The following is an 18,246-nucleotide window of genomic DNA, read 5'->3' on the forward strand; positions in this document are numbered from 1 at the left end:
CCAAGAAGAAAGGGACGCGTCACCGCGTCCCTTCCCAGATCTTTAGGCGATGCGACGGTCCTAACCGATCCTGGCACCGTCTTCCCGCCACACGGCAATGACCGACGACCGCGGCATGCCGTTACCGTCGGGCCATGAACCGCCCGGGTGCTGGATGCCTACAAAGGCCACCTTGCCGTCCGGGCTCCAGGTCAGGCCGGTCACCTCGGCACCGTGGGGCGCGGTCAGGAACCGCGCGATCTCGCCGGTTTCGGGGTTTCCGACCAGCATCTGGTTGTTGCCCATGCCGGCGAACTCGCCTTCGTTGCTGTCGTCGCCATCGGTCTGGATCCACAGCATGCCATCGGAGGAAAAGGCCATGCCATCCGGCGAGTTGAACATGTTGCCGGGCGTTACATTTTCGGAGCCGCGATAAAGACCTTCGGACACTTCCGGGTTGCCGGCCATCACATATAGATCCCAGGTGAAGGTCGGCTCGCCGTGGTCTTCGCCCGCCGGGCGCCAGCGCAGTATCTGGCCGTATTTGTTGGCCTCGCGCGGGTTAGGACCACCCACCGGGGTCTCGTCACCGCCAGCGTTGGTCTTCAGACCGCGGTTCTTGTTGTTGGTCAGCGCGCAATAGGCCTCGCAGCGGAGCGGGTTGGCGGCGATCCATTCCGGGCGGTCCATGGTGGTGGCCCCCACCTTGGAGCCCGCCATGCGGGCAAAGACCAGCATCTCTTCCATCTCCATGCCCGTCGTTTCCGGTGTCAGCGCCAGCCACTCCCCGGACATGTCATCGTTGAATTTCGCCACGTAGAGCGTGCCATCCGACAGCAGGCCATGGGTCGGCTCACCGGGTGCCCAGGTGCCGTTGGAGACATACTTGTAAATGAATTCCCCGCGCTCGTCGTCGCCCATATAGACGACGATTCGACCATCTGCGGCCTGAACCATCTCGGCGTTCTCGTGCTTGAAACGTCCCAACGCGGTGTGCTTGACCGGGGTGCTCTCCGGGTCTGCAGGGTTGATCTCGGTCACCCAGCCGTGGCGGTGCGGCTCGTTCGGTTCCTGACTCAGATCATAGCGGGCGTCGTATTTCTCGTAGGCATAGCGGCCTTCCTCGCCGATGCCATATCGCTTGTAGCCTTCCCCGTCCGGCATGGCGCCGGTGGTGCCGAAGTAGCCGTTGAAGTTTTCCTCGCACGTCAGGTAGGTGCCCCAGAGCGTCTTGCCCGAACCGCAGTTGTTCATCGTGCCCTTCGGGCTCATGCCCTCGGGGTCGGCTTTGGTCTGTAGCAGGGCCGATCCTGCGGCTGGGCCATCCATGGCCATTTGAGTGTCATGGGTGATGCGACGGTTAAACGGGCTGTCAACCACGACCTCGAACCCGTCGCCCCGGTCGGCGATCTCCAGGACCGTGACGCCCTGGATGTTCTTCATCATCTGCACCTCGCCCGCGTTGGCGGGAACGCCCTCGGAGGAGGCCGGCAGGTTGATTTCAGGGTTTGCGTATTCCGAGTTGATCGTCAGGACCGTGCGACCGTCGATGACAAATGTTTCCATGCCATCGGTGTTTTCGCCAAAGACCTTGTCGGACATGGCCACAGGCACACCAGTCTCAGGGGAATAGACCCCATCGGCCTCGGACCAGAGTGCATCGCCATAGCGCAGCAGGGGCTTCCACTGGTAACCCACGGGCACGGTCAACTCAAAGCCAGTGCCTGCGGGAACCGGTGCAAAGGCAAAGCCGCTCGTCTGGGCCCGGACCTGCGAGACCGACGAGATCAGACCGCTGCCAAAGACAGCTGCGCCGGATCCGAAGGCCAGCGCACCGCCAAGGAAGCCACGACGCGACACCGCGCGCTCGACGACCCGGTCGAAATCACTCTCGGCCGGTCGCGGCGAGCGCAGTTCATCGAATTCATCCCAGGACAGACCGACGGTCTTCTTGATATCCATTGTATTCCCCTCTGGCAGAGTGCTGGATCGCGCCGGGCACAGACCCGGTCACTTGCCCTGCGCAAATCTCACCTTTCTCCAACACACCGATGACGATATCACGACAGATCCGTGACAGCGGCGCCAGCGTGGCCACCTACACCATACGACGAACAGCTGCCTTCCCTGACGGAAATCCGTCGACTAGACTGTCCCGGGGAGGAGTTGACATGAGTTCAATGTCGCAGCACGTCGATCGCGTGATCGAGATCACCAGCCATTCCGGATCGGCGGCCCATTCCCGTTTGGCGGCCTCATGGCGCAGATCCCTGGAACACCACGGTCTCAATCCTGGCAAAAAGGACGCGGTGTACCGCATTTCGTCCACAGAACTGGCAGAACGCCGCCAGATGGCCGCTCTGATGATGCGGGTGGCCGGGCCCAAGCTCGATGCCCTTTTCCAGCTCGTCGGCAGCTCCGGCTGCGGCGTCCTGCTGACAGATTCCCGGGGCGTGGTGCTGGATCAACGCAGCTCAGGCGGCGACTCCGCGACTTTCGATGCCTGGGGCCTGGCGCCAGGGTCGGACTGGTCCGAAGCCTCCGAGGGCACGAACGGGATCGGTACCTGCATTGCCGAGGCGCGCCGTGTGACCATTCACCGTGACGAACATTTCCACGCACGAAACACGCGAATGAGCTGCATGGATGCCCCGATATTCGGCGCCGAAGGTGAATTGCTCGGCGCCCTCGATGTCTCCTCTGCGCGCTCGGATCAGACGGCCGCCTTCAACCAGTTGATTGCGGCGATGGTTGCTCAGACCGCGCGCCAAATCGAGGCGGACACCTTCCGCGCCGCCTTCCCCACAGCCCGCATCATTGTCGCGGATTTCGATGACAGCGAGGCCGCCATGCTGCTGGCCGTCGACCAGGACGACATCGTCCGAGGTGCCACGCGCGGAGCCCGCAAGGTTTTTCGTCTGAATGCCTCCGGTCCGATCAGCTCAATCCCCGCCTCGGATCTCTTCGGGCGCGAGGACGGGCCGACCGGCTTCGAAAAGGCCGAGCGCGCTGCTGTCAACCGCGCCCTTACACGCGCCGGCGGCAATGTCTCCGAGGCCGCCCGCACGCTCGGGATCGCCCGCGCCACGCTCTATCGTCGCATGAAACGTCTCGGCATCGGCTAAAACTGCCAGGACCTGTCTCAGCACTGAGACAGTTTGACCAGTCAAGGTTTTCCCGCGGGATGACGCACCGCGAACGTTCAGCCACACTTCTCAGGACCCGGGTGGAGGACCCGGGAAACCGGAGGAACATAAATGAACGAAATGACCCAGGTCGACAGCGGCTACAGCTCGCCCTTCAAGGCGCGCTACGACAACTTCATCGGCGGCCGCTTTGTAGCCCCTGTCGACGGACGCTACTTCGACAACATTACGCCGATCACCGGCGCGAAGGTATGTGAAATCGCTCGATCGTCCGCTGCCGACATCGAGCTTGCGCTCGACGCCGCACATGCAGCCCGGGAGGCCTGGGGCAAGACCTCGGCCGCCGAACGCTCCAACATCCTGCTCCAGATTGCCGACCGTATAGAGGAGAACCTCGAGCTGATCGCGACAGCGGAAACGTGGGACAACGGCAAACCCATACGCGAGACGATGGCCGCAGACATCCCCCTGTCCGTCGACCACTTCCGCTATTTCGCCGGCGTCCTGCGCAGCCAGGAAGGCACGATGTCCGAGATTGATCATGACACCGTCGCCTATCACTTCCACGAGCCGCTTGGCGTCGTCGGACAGATCATTCCCTGGAACTTCTCCATCCTCATGGCCGCCTGGAAGCTGGCCCCTGCGTTGGCAGCGGGCAACTGCATCGTGCTGAAACCGGCCGAACAGACCCCCGCCGCCATCATGGTGCTGATCGAAACCATCGCGGATCTGCTTCCCGATGGCGTGCTGAACATCGTTAACGGTTTCGGCGCCGAAGTCGGAGCCCCGCTGGCTCGCTCGCCTCGCATTGCAAAGATCGCGTTTACCGGTTCGACGGAGACCGGCCGCCTGATCATGCAGGCCGCGACCGAGAACCTCATTCCTGTCACGCTGGAGCTGGGCGGCAAGTCACCGAACATCTTCTTCTCCGACGTGATGGCCCAAGATGACGCCTTCCTAGACAAGGCAGTCGAAGGCTTCGTGCTCTTCGCCTTCAACCAGGGCGAAGTTTGCACCTGTCCGTCGCGCGCGCTGATCCAGGAAGACATCTACGAGGAATTCATCGAGCGCTGCATCGCTCGGGTAAAGGCCATCAAGCGTGGCGATCCCCGTGATCTCGAAACCATGGTTGGCGCACAGGCCAGCAAGGAACAGCAGGACAAGATAATGTCCTACCTGACTATCGGCGTCGAGGAAGGCGCAGAGGTTCTGGTAGGCGGCGATGCCGAGCGTTTCAACGGCGAATTGGAGGGCGGCTACTACATTCAGCCCACCATCCTGAAAGGCCACAACAAGATGCGCGTCTTCCAGGAAGAAATCTTCGGCCCGGTGGTCTCCGTCACCACCTTCAAGGACGAGGAAGAGGCGCTCGCCATCGCAAATGACACGATGTACGGCCTCGGCGCCGGTGTCTGGACCCGCGACGGCACCCGTGCCTATCGCTTCGGGCGCGAGATCGAGGCGGGCCGTGTCTGGGTGAACAACTACCACGCCTATCCCGCGCATGCCGCGTTCGGGGGGTACAAGCAGTCCGGCATCGGTCGCGAGACCCACAAGATGATGCTCGACCACTACCAGCAGACCAAGAACATGCTGGTCAGCTACAACCCGAACAAGCTTGGGTTCTTCTGATCCTCCCCCGGAAGAACCGAAACCGGCCGGTGTCCTCCTCCACCGGCCGGTTTCCCTTTGGTTGCCCCGCGGCCCTCACGCGTTCAATGGCAGCACCTCCACCGCCGCATAGGCCGCGCGCATTGCCGCCACGAAGGCCGTGACCGGGCTGCGTTCCGGCCGGTTTGCCAGCTGGGTGACCACAAGTTCAAGGTCGAGCGCCCTCGTCAGCGGCAGAATCCTCATCCCGCTCCCCCTTAGTCCGAGCACCGACAGCCTGTCCACCACGGTGCAGAGTCCCGCCCCCCGGGCCAGCCCAACGGCAAAGGGAATACTCAACGCCGTCAAGCGTCTCTGCGGCTCGATCCCCCGGCGTCTAAGTTCCGCCTCGAGCAGCGAGCCAAGCGGGGCATGGACGTTGTGGGTGACGTATCCGCCCTCCTCAAGCCAGGCCAGATCAAAGGCCTCCTCGCCGGCCCGCGGATGATCCGGCGGAACCACTGCCATCAAGGGCATCATCCCGACCGTCCACTGTTTCAACTCTGGCCTGTCTCCCCAGGCCCCGCCGACACCAAGGTCGATGGATCCCTCACGCAGCGCCGGCAACTGGTTGGTCTGCCGCCCGCTATCCACCACGATGTCCAGTTCCGGAAACTGCCGGTAGAGCCTCCCGATGGCGTCGGGCACCACCGCATTGCCCAGCGCAGCCGTCGCCATGATCCGCAGGGCTTCCTGCTTGCCACGCCGGATCGACTCCACCGAATGCTCTACCTGTCCAAGTCGCTCGAAGAGGCCGCCGCTCTCCGCATAGAGCCGCTGCGCCTCCCAGGTGGGCTCGAGGCGTCCCGCCACATTGCGAAAGAGCACCAGGCCCAGCTCGTCCTCGAAAATCTGCAGATGCCGGCTGACCGTGGGCTGCGACAAACGCATCAGTCGTGCGGCGGCACTGACGCTGTCGGTTTCGAATACGGTCCGGAACACCTGAAGACGGTGCAGGTTGATGCCTTCCATGTCGCCTCCAGAGCGCTGCTTATTTAATCATCTGCGCAATCCGGCAAGGAACAGACGGCGCTTTCGCCCCCGACTGGCGCCTGGACGCGCCGCGTCCACCGTCGAATTATCTTTCCAGATCAGCGAATCCCATAGCTGATACGTATAGATTAACCATTATTTATCGTATTGCCTATATCCGGTCGCTTCCCTTGTTTCCGCTCAAAGGAGACACTGATGCCGATCTTACCCTTCCTCTTTCTTTTCGCGACGCTGCTCTCGGGCTCGGCCATCGCCTATTTTGTCGGTGGCGCCACGATCATCGGCTTCTTCACCCTCGATCAGGCGCGCTATCTCGCAGCCTTGCCGCAACGGGCAATGAGCCAGCTCGACGTCTTCGCCTTCCTCGCGATGCCGCTCTTCATCCTGACCGGCGAGCTGATGAACCGGGGGGGCGTGACCGAAGCGCTGATCCGCTTCTCCCTCTCGATGCTCGGGCGCTTCAAGGGCGGCATGGCCCACGTCAACATCATGACCTCGGTCTTCTTTGCCGGGATCTCTGGATCAGCCACTGCCGATGCCGCCGCCCTCGGCAATACACTCGTCCCGGAGATGGAGCGTCAGGGTTACACCCGAGACTATGCAGCCGCCATCACCGCGGCCTCCTCGATCATCGGGCCGATCATCCCGCCATCGATCATCCTGATATTCTACGGTGCCCTGCTGAACACATCGGTCGTGGCGCTCTTTGCGGCTGGTGTCGTGCCGGGGCTGCTTCTGGCCGCAGTACTGATGGTGATGAACGCCATCATGGCCCATCGCTATGACCATCCCGGCGGCAAGGATTCCGAGATCCCGCCCTTCTGGCCCTCGCTGCGTCAGGCGCTGCCGGCGCTCTCGCTACCCGTCATCATCCTGTCCGGGATCCTCTTCGGCTTCATGACCCCCGCCGAGGCAGCCGGTGTGGCCTCGCTGGCAGCCCTCGCCGTGGGCACCTTCTATGGTCGCCTGACCCTGAGCGAGTTGCACAAGGCCCTCAGCCGCACCGTCGTGCTCTCGGGCGCCGTCTTCATCATCCTGGTGGCAGTGGCAACCTTCGGCTACCTCACCTCGGTCGAACAGCTGCCGCGCAAGCTCGCGCAACTGATCGGCGACATTGGCCTGGACGCGACCGGCTACATGATCGTGCTGAATCTGATCTTCCTGGCCGCCGGCATGGTGATGGACGTGAAGGCCGCGGTGGCGCTCCTCGGGCCGCTCCTGATCCCCCCGGCAATTCTCCTAGGCGTCGATCCCGTGCACATGGGCATCCTGGTGGGCTTCAATCTCACCGTCGGCCTCCTCACCCCGCCGCTGGGCGGCGTGCTCCTCATCCTCTCGACGGTGGTCGACATCGGCTACTGGCGTCTCGTGCGCGCAACGCTGCCCTTCCTCGTGGTCGAGCTGATCCTGCTGGGCGTCCTCATCTACGTTCCCGCGATCTCCCTTACGCTTCCCCGCTACCTCGGGCTTCTCAACTGATCCATCCAACAGGAGACACCAAATGAAAAAAACACTTCTCGCAGCAACCGTCAGCCTTGCCGCGCTGGCTGCCACAGACGCCCAGGCCATGGACGATGTCGTCATCGCCTTTGCCGGTAGCGAGGACCTTCAGAACGACGCCGAATACGTCTTCATCGACGCCTTTGCCAAGAGCATGGGCGAGCATGGCGTGAACGTTGTCGTGCATCCCTCCAATACCCTTGGCAAAGAGAGCGACCGTTTCGACCAGACTTCCCAGGGCCTGATCGACGTGAACATCGGCAACGGCGGCTCGCTGATGAAGGCCTCGAAATGGGCCTCCACGCTCTTCCTGCCGTTCCTGACCTCCGACGAAGCCTCCTTCGACCGGATGGTCGAGCAGAGCCATGCCATCGACAAGATCAACGACGAGGCCTCCCGCCTCGGCCTGCGTGTCGCCGGATTCGCCATGCGCGGTGGCACGCTTGGCCTGTTCAACACCGAAAAGCCGGTCACCCGGATGTCCGACGTCGCGGACATGCGCCTGCGCGCGCAGAACGGTGACCAGGTCACCTACATGGCAGCGTGGGGCGCCAAGCCCACGGTGGTCTCCTGGGCCGAAACTCCGAACGCGTTGCAAACGGGCGTGGCCGTCGGCCACTTCAATCCGCCCTCGACCGTGGTTGCAGCAGGTCAGGTCGAGCTGCTGAACTACTTCACCCCGCTCGATGCTGGCCCCGTACCGAAGGTCATCATGCTCTCCGACGACTGGTATTCCTTTCTGACCGAGGAAGAGCAGGGCTGGGTCGACGAAGCCGTCGCCCATGGCATCGCGGTCAACCGCGAATGGGCCGAGCAGCAGGCCCCCTACTTCGAACAGAAGATCCAGGACGGCGGGATCGAGATCACCCCCTTGGAAGAAGGCGAGCGCGCAAAGTTCGTCGAGGCTTCCCGCTCGGTCTGGAACCAGATCGTGGCGCAGGAAGACGCGGATTACATTTCGCAATTCATCCAGTGACACCCTGACCCCGGGGGCGCGGCCCGTGTCGCGCCCCCGGCCCCGCATTGGGAACCCTACATGACAAAGCTTGCAATCTTCCTCGACCGGCTCAGCTTCGGCGTCGACCGCCTGCTGCGCTGCGTCGCGCTGGTGGGCCTCGTGCTGATGGTCGCCTTCATCGCGCTGCAGGTCGTGGCCCGCTACGGTTTCGCGGCCCCCCCGGCCTGGACCGAAGAGGCCGCGCGATATGCGATGGTCTGGGTCGGCCTGATGGGCGCCTCAATCTCCTATCGCGAAGGCTTCGATCCGCAGCTGGTCAAACTGCCTCGCACCCTGCCCCGACTGGTCCTCGCGATCGCGGCGGTTCTGCGCGGTGCGGCAGTGGTGGCCTTCCTCGGACCGATCCTCTTCTTCTGCTTCTACGGGCCCGGCATGAACCCCGCCCGCTCCTTCCTGGCACGCAATCTCTACACCACGGCAGAGACCTTCGACATGCCGACGATCTTCGTCGCAGTGACCGTGCCGATCTTCATCATTGCCATCTTCCTGCACGGGCTTGCGCGCACAGCCATGGCCCTCGCGAACCAACGGGCCGCCAGCCCGGAAAGTGACTTCAATGCCCCCGATCACGCCTGACGCGTTGCGCGCCGACACGGATTTCATCACCCGTCTCACCGAGCTGCGTCACGACATCCACCGCCACCCCGAAACCGCCTTCGAGGAATTCCGCACCGCCGACATCGTCGCCGCCGCGCTCGAGAAGATGGGTCTCGAGATCCATCGCGGCCTCGGCGGAACCGGTGTCGTCGGCACCCTCAAGGGCAGGCATCCCGGCCAACGCGTCATCGCACTGCGCGCCGACATGGATGCCCTCTTCATCGAGGAACAGACCGGCCTGCCCTATGCCTCCGAGGTTCCGGGCAAGATGCACGCCTGCGGGCATGACGGCCACACCACAATGCTGCTCGGAGCCGCCGAGAAACTCGCCGCCGATCCTGATTTCGCGGGTACCGTCCACTTCATCTTCCAGCCCGCAGAGGAAGGCCTCGGAGGCGCACGCGTGATGATCGAAGATGGTCTTTTCGATCTGTTCCCCTGCGATGCCGTCTACGGCGTGCACAATGCCCCCAAGGAGCCCCTGGGCCGCGTGCAGACCCGCCCGGGGCCCTACATGTCGGCCGGCGACACCTGGGAGGTGATCTTCGAAGGCACCGGCGGCCATGGCGCCATGCCCCACGCCGCCACGGATCCGACGATCCCCGCCGGTCAGTTCGTGGCCGCCCTTGCCCAGATCATCTCGCGCAAGGTGCCCGCGACAGATTCCGCGGTGATCTCCGTGGGCCACATCAACGCCGGCGACTACATGAGTCCGAACATCATCCCGGCACGGGTGGTGGTGCGCGGCACCGCGCGATCCTATCGACCCGAAATCCGTGACCTGCTGGAAACCTCCATCGGTGCCTTCGCCGACGGCTGCGCCGCACAACATGGCGTCACCGCCCGGCTTGTCTACACCCGTCGCTATCCCCCGCTGGTCAACACGGCAGAGGAAGTCGAGCGCGCCGCCGCCGCGGCAGGCCTCGCTGTGGGCCAGGGGATGGTAGACGCCGAAGCGCCGCTGGCAGGCGGATCCGAGGACTTCTCCTTCATGCTGGAAAAGGTGCCTGGCGCCTATGTCATGATCGGCAATGGCGACGGTCCGGAAGCCGCCTTCGTCCATACCCCCAGGTACGACTTCAACGATGCCCTGATCCCGGTCGGTGTTGCCTACTGGATGAACCTGGTGGCCTGCGAGCTCGGCCACTGATATCACTTCGGCTCCGGTTTCAACCGGGGCCGTCCCCTTTCCGGCCACCCGCCAGTGTCTGCCGTCTTGACCAGCCGAAGCAGATACGCGAACTGGACCATTCAGCGCAGGACCTGTGCCACCGCAGCGACTTGATCGAGGGCTGCGGAACCGCGCAAGCCTGTCCTCGCCGCCCCATGTCTCTTCCCATCTCATCCAACGCGCGGAGCGCAGCATTCGCCACGAATGCAAACGGGTGCCGTTCGCGTTTCGGCATTTCCGCTCACCTTCCTGCCGAGGATCGCGCGCCTGCTGATCCTGTCCCAAATGGAGGCACGATTTTCGGCGGACAGCTCAACGCGCTTTCCGGGCGCGGCGTTGGTTCAGCCCCTATAGTGACAGCGCCAGAAAGCCGCCAATCGCGATGACCAGCCAGGTGCCTGCAAACAGGATCAACCCGGCGCGTTTTGACACGCGCGGTGTGTCGCCGGCCCGCTGCCGCAGGTCCTTCCGCAATGTGTCGGGCAGAAGCCGCAGGCAAAGCATCGCGCCGAGCGGCACCAGCAACAGGTCGTCCAGCAGCCCCAGCACGGGGATGAAATCGGGGATCAAGTCAATGGGGCTGAGCGCATACGCGGCCACCATGAAACACCCCAGCCGCAGCACCAGCGGCGTTCGCCGGTCCCGCGCCGCAAGCCAAAGCACGCGGATTTCGGTCAGGATGCGCCGCGCCCATGCCGTCATTGCAGCCTTCACGCGGCCGATCATCGGCACCCTGCCAGATTGACCGCAGAAAAGGCTGCAACCGCGCTTTCCGTGCCGCGGAAACTGGTCGGATAGTAGGTTTCCCGCGGCAGCGCGATGACCTGGGTGCCCTGCCGCTCGACAAAGTCCAGGTAGCCCGGCGCCACCACATCAAAGGCCTCGCGCGCGCTGCGCGCCGTTTCGCCGCGCCTCGCCAGATAGGTGGTGACCAGGACATCCGGCACGATCGCGCCTGCGACTTCTGGGCTCAGGATCGCACGATCAGCCGCCTCCGGCACCATCCCGACCGCCTCGTCGGGGTGCCAGCCCATGCGTGCGGCGGCCAGATCCAGCGCGCCGTAGTGCCGGGCCACGGTCAGCGTGCCATCGCCCGAGGCCGCGTTCACCAACGCCCAGCTGCATCCGGAGCCGGCCGATGCCGAGGGCAGCGCTGCCATGTGCCGGTCGAAGACCGCCGCGGCACCAAGCCAGACAGCCACCCTGCGGTAGCGCTCCATGGGGGCCTCATCCGTGACGGCATTGAACAACAGGACCGGAGCGATCCCGGCCAACTGGTCCCGCTGACCGGCGACGTCCCCGACGTTGCCGATGATCAGGTCCGGCGCCAGTGAGGCAATCCGCTCGGCGTCGATCTGACCGTGGATGGAGGCAAGTGGGATCTCCGCCTCGCCTAGACCGAAGAGATCCGTGGCCCCGCGCATGAAGCGTGTGCCGTCCGGCGCGATCCGGTAGCTGCTGCCTGCCATCGGTACCCCCAGTTCGTGCAACATTACCGTCAGCGTCCAGTCGTGCAGCGACACGACACGCTGCGGCGCATCGGGCACGGTGACCTCGCGCCCGGTGTCGTCTACGACCTCGCGGGCATTGGCCATCGAAGCGAGGCAGAGGAAAAGGGCAATAAGGCGAAACATCGAACCTCTCAAGTGTTGCGGGTGCGCCGGCCGAGCCGCGCAGCAAGGATGAAGACAAGGAAACCGCCGACAGAGGTGACGATCCCTGCCGGGATGACCATCGGCTGAAACAGGCTGCGGCCGAGCGTGTCAGCCACAAGCAGGACCGCCGCGCCCAGCAACATGGCCGCCGGCAGGATATCGGCCATGCGCCCCCCTACAAGGCGGCGCGCGACATGCCCGGCGATCAGTCCGAGAAAGGAGATCGGGCCACAGACCGCAACCACCGGAGCCGCCAGCGCTGCGGCCAGCACTACCAGCAGCGGGACGGCCAGTCGCGTGTCGATACCGATCACGCGGGCAAGATCTTCGCCCACCGACAGCGGACCCAGCCAGCGCGCCGCAATAAGCGCCAGCGGCAACAGGCCAATCGCCCAGGTTCCGATCAGGGTGACGTCCTGCCCCGACGCCCCGGCGAGCGACCCGCGCGACCAGACTGCCAGCCGCGCAAACCGCGCCATGTCCCCAGATGTGGTGATCAGTTCCGTCACGCTGCCCAAGAGGATGTTCACCGCGATCCCGACCAGGATCAGCCCCCCACCGGACAGGCTGCGCCGCGCGATCAGCAACACCGCTCCGGCTGTCGTGAGGGCGCCAAAAAGACCGAGCGGCACAAGCGCGCTTTCGGACAGATCGAAAAGCACGAGGCCCGCCAGAATGGCCAGTACCCCGCCCTGCGACACCCCCAGCAGGCCCGGATCCGCCAGACCATTGCGCGCCACGCCCTGCAGGATCACGCCCGAGGCGGCGATCATCGCCCCGGCCAGCAGAGACACATAGATGCGCGGCAGGCGCAGTGCCTCGATCCGGGCCGCTGCGGGATCGACCGAATCGCCGGGCCACAGGGCCGCAAGGCGCTGCGCCAAGGTGGTCTCAGTCAGGCCCTGGGAAAGCGCCCACCATATCAGCGCAGCGCAGAGCGCAATAAGCCCGATCCGCACCAAGGCCCTCATGTCAGCCCCCGCCGCCCGAGGCGCAGGATCAGCGCGAGAAAGATCCCACCACCGGCGATACCCATGACCGTTCCGGTGATCATCACCTGCGGCGCGCGCAGAACCCGCGCCAACAGGTCGGCCAGGATCAAGATGCCCGGCCCCAGAAGCAGGCACCCCAGCATCGGCCGCAGCCCCGTCGGGCCCAGCAGCAGCCGCGCCAAATGCGGCACGACCAGCCCGACAAAGCCGATGGGTCCAACCGTACCCACGGCCGCCACCGCAAGGACCACGCAGAGGGCGATACAGCCGCCCGTTACCCAGCCAACGGACAGGCCCATGGCGCGGGCATCGTCTTCTCCGCCCAGCAGGAGGTCGGTCACGGGCGACAACACCAGAAGTACCAGCAGCGCCAGCGCGGCAGGAGCGGCGACCGCCGGCAGACCGGAGATGTCACGCCGGCCGATGTCGCCGACCAGCCAGCGCATCACCCCGTCGAAAGCCTGCGGATCGAGCGAAATCAGCAGTGTCACCAGGGCGCCGCACAGCATCGACACCATCGCCCCCGCCAGCACCAAGTCGATCCTCGGATCCCCCTGGCCCGCGATCATGCGCGCCAATGCAAGCGTCGCACCAAGCGCCAGAGCCGCACCGACCGTTCCGGGCAGCAGCAGGCCCTGCCCGGGCAGGAAAAAAGTGAACTGGCTCGCCGCCACTGCCAGCGCTGCGCCGCCGCTGAGTCCCAATGTCGAGGGCGACACCAGGGGATTGCGAAGCACCTTTTGCAGGACAAAGCCCGCGACGGCCAGAACCGCTCCGGCAAAGGCCGCCACGATCAGCCGCGGCAGCCTCTGGGACCGCACGATGGTTTCGGCAAAGCTGCCCTCCGGGCAGAACAGTGCCGCCAGGACCGCCGCCGGCGGGACCGGCACCGCGCCGAGGCTCAGGTGCAGCAGCGCCAGAACCATCAGACCGGCAAACAGCCCGACAAGGACCAGAGTGCGGAGGAATGCATCAGACATCGGGCACCGGAAAGATCGCGGCCCCATCGCGGACCAGCCGGGCCGAAACGCCGAACACCCGCGCCAGCGCCGCCCGGTCCAGCACCTCGGTTGCCGCTCCCACCCCGTCAAGACGCCCCTCGTGCAGCACCGCCAAGCGGTCGGCATAGAGCGATGCCAGCGAAAAATCGTGCAGCACGGCGACCACCGCCCGCCCCTCGGCCGCAACGCGACGGGCGCGATCGAGCAGGCCAAACTGGTGGCGCAGATCCAGGTACGTGGTCGGTTCGTCCAACAGAAGGATGTCGCCACCCTGCGCCAGCGTCATCGCCATGCGGACGCGCTGCTGCTGCCCGCCTGAGAGGCGATTCATCGGGCGATCCGCCAAATCCTCAACCTCGGCGGCACGCATGGCGTCACGTACGGCACAGCGGTCTGCCGCGCTGGCCCGGCGCAGCCAGCCCTGATGTGGAAAACGTCCCATCGCCACCAGATCCGCCACACGAATGGATCCCGGTTCGCCACCCTGCTGCGTCAGCATGGCTACTCGCCGTGCATAGGCGCGCCGGCCGAGCGCTGCAGCATCCGCCCCGCAGACAGTGACCCGCCCGGCGTCCGGGCGAAGCAGTCCAGCCATGATGCGCAGCAAGGTACTCTTGCCGCTTCCGTTCGGCCCGACCAGCGCCAGCACCTCGCCGCGCCGCACGGTCAGCGAGATGTCATGCAGAAGCGGGCGCGCTCCGTACCCGAAGCGCACCATGTAGAGGCGCAGAGGCGCGTCCTGCGTCATGTCGCCCCTCAGAAACTGTAGGTCAGCTTGGCCACCACACTGCGCGGCGCGCCGGCATAGTTTTCCGTCCTGCCAACGGGCGACACGATATAGGATACGTCCGTGATGTTGCGCAACATCACCTGAAGGCGCAGATCCTCCCGCGGACGCCATTCGGCAGAGGCATCGAAACGGGTGTAGCCCGCGACATCGTAGCTGTTGTCTAGATCACCTTCGCGGCTGCCTACATGGACAACTCCTCCCCCAAAGGTCCAGTTGGCCAATGTTGCACCCTGCGGCTGATATGTGGCCCAGAGGCTGGCGTTGACCTTCGGCACGCCCGGCAGGCGATTGCCGACCGCGTAATCCTCGTCGCGGGTGATTTCTGCATTCAGCAGGCCGACCGCCCCGTGCAAGTGCCACCCCTGCCCGATCGCCCCCGTCGCCTCGGCCTCGATCCCCCGCACCCGCTGTTCACCGGTGACAACGGACCAGTCAGCGTCCGGCGCGTCGGGGTCGGAGGTGGCGACATTGCTCTTGGTGATCTGGAAGACGGAAAGGGTCGTGGACAGCGCACCCGCATCGTATTTCAGCCCGATTTCGAACTGCTCCCCCTCCTGGGCGGGCAAGGTCGCACCTTCCCGGTCAACCCCGGCCTGCGGCACGAAACTCTGTGCCCAGCTGCCATAGAGCGACAGCGACGTGGTGGGTTGGTAGACGACGCCGAACCGCCCGGTCCAGGCCGCATCCGACGTATCGGGCACCACACTGCCGACGGTGACGTCGCGAGAGATATCGTAGTCGTCGTAGCGGAGACCGGCCAGCAGCTTCCAGCTAGGTGACAGATCGACTTGATCCTGAAGATAGACCGACCGCCGCCGAACGGTCTCGACGTAGGCGTTGCGGGTTTCCTCGGGGGCAATCTGCGCCGCGCCATAAACCGGATCGTAGATATCGATCGGGTCGATGTTGGCGCGGGCATTCCGGAAGTCCATCTCGGACCAACCGTACTGGACCCCTGCCAGGACCGTGTGATCGACACTGCCCGTGGTCAGCTGAGCCTCGGCCTCCAACCGCAGGTCAAGGTTCTGCTGATCCTCGGTCCGGTTGGTCCAGCGGCGATTCAGGGTGCGGCCGTCAGCCTCCAGACCGCGCAGGTCTATCCCCTGATCCGCGGTGCTGGAATCTTCGAAGGCCAGGTGACTGCGCAGCACCAGCCCGTCGAACGACTGGGTTTCACTGTCGAAGGTCAGGCGGGCCTTTTCGCTATCGATCATCGACCAGTCCTCGCCCAACCAGAGGTCGCGGTCATCGATCACCTCGTTGTCGGCCCCCACGATCAGCCCCCGGTCGAACGGCAGCCTCTGATGGGTGTAGTCGATCCCGAAGGTCACGGTCGTGGCCTCGGTGGCATCCCACTCCAGAACTCCGGCGACGAACTGACGCTCGCTCTCCGGGCGCTCGCGCTGGAAACCGTCCTCGGCGTTCAGCGAGGCGCTGACACGCGCGCGCAGCCGCCCCGCCTCGTCCAGCGCGCCGGTCGCGGTGCCCTCCAGCCGCTTCTGCCCGAAGCTGCCCAGCGAAAGACTGACGTCGCCGCCCGGCGTCGCCTCTGGCCGACGGGTGACGATGTTGATCACGCCACCGGGTTCGCCCTGCCCATAAAGCACGGCGGCAGGCCCCTTGAGCACTTCGACACGCTCGACGTTGGCAAAGTCCAGGAAAACCTCGGGCCGGTCCGCCGCGGGTGAAATAGACGTCCCGTCAATGGCATAGGCGCTGCTTTGAAACCCGCGCAGCAGGAAGGTATCGCCCCGGTTGCCACTGGTGGAATTCTGCTGAACGTTCGGCACCGTCTCCACGGCCTGCGTCAGCGACTGCACTTGTCGGTCCTCGATCTCTTGTCGGCCGACGATATCGACAGTCTGCGGCACATCGAGCAGCGGCGTATCTGTGCGGGTGGCGGACATCGTCCATTCGGGCTGATAGCCACGCACCGGCCCGTCCCCCGTGGCCCCTGTGACGGAGATCGCCTCAAGCATGATCGCACCCGCCTCCGAGACGGGTTCCGGGCGGCGCACGACCACGGCACCGGAGGCCGTTGTCTCGGCCACCAGCCCCGAGCCCGCCAGCAGCTGCTTCAGCGCCAGGTCCAGCGAGTCTGCGCCCGAGACCCCGGCCGTCTGACGACCACCGACCAGATCGGCCGGCGCTATGACGCTGACACCGGCCTGGCTTCCGAGCGCGTTCAGACCCGCGGCAAGCGAACCCGCCGACACCGCGTAGGACCCCTGAGCAAACGCGCCCCCCGTCTGTGTCAAGGTCAGCGCTGCCCCCAGCAGCAAGGCCCGGCGTCGTGAGGTGGTCATGGTCTGCATCCCGTCTTTATTTCACTGTCAGACCTATGACGAAGTCGCGACCGGCTTCCTCACCCCTAATTCCTGATTTTTTTTATCAACTTCCTGTCACGCGGACAGGAGCACCAGCCAGGGCGTCACATCGCGACGCCTCAGCCCAAGCCCGGCAACGAGGCCATCCAGCCCCTGCTCCGGGTCGGAGATCGGATAGCCGCCGCTGACCCTCCGCGCCGCCAGCGCCCCAATCAGCCGGACCTGGCCACGCCGGTACCGGTTGAGATCCGCAATGACCAGCCATAGCGGACGATCCTCGAATACCGCGCGCCCCTCGGTCCAGGCCAGTACCTCGGTCAAGTCGACAGACCGCTTGCGTGCAGGCTCACCCGGCACAATCAACGCCTGATCACCAACCCCGAAGTCAAAGGGCGGACCCAGGTCGGGGATGACAGTGCAGCTGCCTTCGATAACAGTTATTTCACTGCCTGGCCCGGCCCGGTGTAGCGAGACCCGCCCGCGGGCCTGAACGCGACACCCCGGAAGGACAAGCGCGACGGTGGCGGCACTGCGGATCTCCGCCCGCCCGTCCAGCAATTCCAGCGGCGCCCCTTCACGTTGCGACAGACGGCTGCCGGCATCCAGAAGGATCTCGCCCTCGGGCAAGTCCGCCGTAAGCCGTTCGTCGCGCCCAGTCTGCAAGACGCCCCTGTCCGATGTCGCAATGCCCAGCCCGCCCATCACTGCGGCCAGCCCAATGCCTCCCCCGATCAACGCCCGGCGCGACACCCGTCTCGCTCCGGGCAGCGGCATCGCGCCGAGTGCCTCGTCCTGTGGCAAAAGATCCAGCAGTACAGCCATCTGATCGAAAAGCGCTCTGTTTCCCGGTCGCGCGATCCAGCGCGCAAACTCCGGCGACGTTTCACGTTCCTCGGCGCTGCACATGAGCCAGCGGGCCGCTTCATGCTCCTCCCGACTCATGGGTCTAATCCGTCCGGGCAGACTTCCCGTCGGCACCGGATCAATGCCTTGGCGATGAGCTTTTCGACCCCGCTTGCCGAGATACCCATGTGACGCGCCGTTTCCTCCAGGGTCATGCCATGCACCCGGTAAAGCAGCAGGGCCTCCCTCTGGCGACGGGGCAGCTGGCGTACCGCTTCGGCAAGAGATCGGACCTGTCGCCGGCCCTCGATCTGCGCCATCGCGTCCGGTTCCCGCGACGGGATCTCGGGCGGCAGCTCTTCCGCAGGATGGCGCAGTCTTTTGCGGAAGAAATCGACGACGATGTTGTCGGCTGCACGGAAAAGATAGGCGCGCGGTCGATCCACCTCGCGGGGTGACGCGTGCTGAAGGCGGATCCAAAGATCCTGCAACAGGTCCTCGGCGTCCACTGCGGCACCGGTGCGGCGTGTCATGTGGCGGAGCAGTTCTGGGTAGCAATCGATCATCGTGCTGGCGAGTGATTT

Annotated in this window: 15 protein-coding genes and 1 pseudogene; 6 read left to right on the plus strand and 10 right to left on the minus strand. The window is 64.9% G+C overall.

Features of this window, described 5'->3' with window-relative positions:
- Positions 1–60: 60 nt before the first annotated feature.
- A complete protein-coding gene (locus AC0WR5_RS12230) occupies positions 61–1,941 on the minus strand; it encodes a PhoX family protein (RefSeq protein WP_475863480.1) in 1,881 nt (626 codons plus the stop codon).
- A gap of 401 nt (positions 1,942–2,342) precedes the next feature.
- Here AC0WR5_RS12230 and AC0WR5_RS12235 point away from each other — a divergent pair, with 401 nt between their 5' ends.
- Positions 2,343–3,104 (plus strand): GAF domain-containing protein, encoded by a 762-nt coding sequence (locus tag AC0WR5_RS12235; protein ID WP_475868994.1) that lies wholly within the window; start codon positions 2,343–2,345, stop codon positions 3,102–3,104.
- 132 nt (positions 3,105–3,236) lie between these two features.
- The gene (adh, locus tag AC0WR5_RS12240; protein ID WP_475863482.1) at positions 3,237–4,757 is read left to right on the plus strand and encodes an aldehyde dehydrogenase; all 1,521 of its coding nucleotides are present in this window, start codon (positions 3,237–3,239) and stop codon (positions 4,755–4,757) included.
- A 75-nt stretch (positions 4,758–4,832) separates the two neighbouring features.
- Here adh and AC0WR5_RS12245 read toward each other — a convergent pair whose 3' ends face one another.
- On the minus strand, positions 4,833–5,747 hold the full coding sequence (locus AC0WR5_RS12245; protein ID WP_475863485.1) for a LysR family transcriptional regulator: 915 nt from the start codon (positions 5,745–5,747) through the stop codon (positions 4,833–4,835).
- 216 nt (positions 5,748–5,963) lie between these two features.
- On the opposite strand from AC0WR5_RS12245, the gene AC0WR5_RS12250 reads away from it, so the two are divergent.
- The 4 genes from AC0WR5_RS12250 to AC0WR5_RS12265 are packed head-to-tail and all read left to right on the plus strand — an operon-like array spanning position 5,964 to position 10,033.
- A complete protein-coding gene (locus AC0WR5_RS12250; protein WP_475863486.1) occupies positions 5,964–7,247 on the plus strand; it encodes a TRAP transporter large permease in 1,284 nt (427 codons plus the stop codon).
- A gap of 22 nt (positions 7,248–7,269) precedes the next feature.
- A complete protein-coding gene (locus AC0WR5_RS12255; protein WP_475863488.1) occupies positions 7,270–8,244 on the plus strand; it encodes a TRAP transporter substrate-binding protein in 975 nt (324 codons plus the stop codon).
- Between the two features lie 60 nt (positions 8,245–8,304).
- On the plus strand, positions 8,305–8,862 hold the full coding sequence (locus tag AC0WR5_RS12260) for a TRAP transporter small permease (protein WP_475863489.1): 558 nt from the start codon (positions 8,305–8,307) through the stop codon (positions 8,860–8,862).
- A complete protein-coding gene (locus tag AC0WR5_RS12265) occupies positions 8,843–10,033 on the plus strand; it encodes an amidohydrolase (protein ID WP_475863491.1) in 1,191 nt (396 codons plus the stop codon). The genes AC0WR5_RS12260 and AC0WR5_RS12265 overlap by 20 nt, the downstream gene beginning before the upstream one ends.
- Positions 10,034–10,402: 369 nt before the next feature.
- Here AC0WR5_RS12265 and AC0WR5_RS12270 read toward each other — a convergent pair whose 3' ends face one another.
- From AC0WR5_RS12270 to AC0WR5_RS12305, 8 genes and pseudogenes are all read right to left on the minus strand, one after another.
- Positions 10,403–10,780 carry a YkvA family protein gene (locus AC0WR5_RS12270; RefSeq protein ID WP_475863493.1) on the minus strand — a complete coding sequence of 126 codons (378 nt, stop codon included), beginning with the start codon at positions 10,778–10,780 and terminating at the stop codon, positions 10,403–10,405.
- Positions 10,777–11,688: a hypothetical protein gene (locus AC0WR5_RS12275; protein ID WP_475863495.1), complete on the minus strand. Its 912-nt coding sequence runs from the start codon at positions 11,686–11,688 to the stop codon at positions 10,777–10,779. Before AC0WR5_RS12275 ends, AC0WR5_RS12270 begins: the two co-directional genes overlap by 4 nt.
- A gap of 8 nt (positions 11,689–11,696) precedes the next feature.
- Positions 11,697–12,680 (minus strand): FecCD family ABC transporter permease, encoded by a 984-nt coding sequence (locus AC0WR5_RS12280; RefSeq protein ID WP_475863496.1) that lies wholly within the window; start codon positions 12,678–12,680, stop codon positions 11,697–11,699.
- Positions 12,677–13,681, minus strand: coding sequence for a FecCD family ABC transporter permease (locus AC0WR5_RS12285; protein ID WP_475863497.1), 1,005 nt, complete (start codon positions 13,679–13,681; stop codon positions 12,677–12,679). The genes AC0WR5_RS12280 and AC0WR5_RS12285 overlap by 4 nt, the downstream gene beginning before the upstream one ends.
- A pseudogene (locus tag AC0WR5_RS12290) lies at positions 13,674–14,375 on the minus strand (ABC transporter ATP-binding protein); the annotation flags it as partial. The pseudogene AC0WR5_RS12290 and the gene AC0WR5_RS12285, both read right to left, overlap by 8 nt.
- 83 nt (positions 14,376–14,458) lie before the next feature.
- Positions 14,459–16,798: a TonB-dependent siderophore receptor gene (locus AC0WR5_RS12295; RefSeq protein ID WP_475863498.1), complete on the minus strand. Its 2,340-nt coding sequence runs from the start codon at positions 16,796–16,798 to the stop codon at positions 14,459–14,461.
- A 96-nt stretch (positions 16,799–16,894) separates the two neighbouring features.
- Entirely contained in the window at positions 16,895–17,761 is an 867-nt protein-coding gene (locus AC0WR5_RS12300; RefSeq protein WP_475863500.1) for a FecR family protein, read from the minus strand.
- The gene (locus AC0WR5_RS12305) at positions 17,758–18,228 is read right to left on the minus strand and encodes an RNA polymerase sigma factor (protein ID WP_475868996.1); all 471 of its coding nucleotides are present in this window, start codon (positions 18,226–18,228) and stop codon (positions 17,758–17,760) included. The genes AC0WR5_RS12300 and AC0WR5_RS12305 overlap by 4 nt, the downstream gene beginning before the upstream one ends.
- Positions 18,229–18,246 lie beyond the last annotated feature (18 nt).

Source organism: Pseudooceanicola sp. DL12, assembly GCF_056270665.1.